Below are 255 nucleotides of genomic sequence, written 5' to 3' on the forward strand. Positions count from 1 at the left end.
TGCAGCGGTTGGAGTTCATGCTCGAAGACGCCGCCCCGGTGTGTGTGCTGACCACCGCGGCGCAGTGTGAGGCGGTGCCGGCTGGTGAGCTGCCGGTGGTGCTGTTGTCGGAGGCCGGTGCGTATTCCGAGGCGCCGGTGGGTGATGCGGAGCGTGTGGCTCGGTTGCGCCCGGACAATTTGGCGTATGTCATCTACACCTCCGGCTCCACCGGTGTGCCCAAGGGTGTGGGTGTCGCGCACCGCAATGTGGTGG

Annotated in this window: 1 protein-coding gene; it reads left to right on the forward strand. The window is 67.1% G+C overall.

What is annotated here, in order from left to right:
• A partial coding sequence (locus tag IU450_RS39415) for an AMP-binding protein (RefSeq protein ID WP_195154796.1) occupies positions 1–255 on the forward strand: 255 nt, incomplete at both ends.

Source organism: Nocardia abscessus (genome assembly GCF_015477775.1).
Taxonomy (GTDB): domain Bacteria; phylum Actinomycetota; class Actinomycetes; order Mycobacteriales; family Mycobacteriaceae; genus Nocardia; species Nocardia abscessus_A.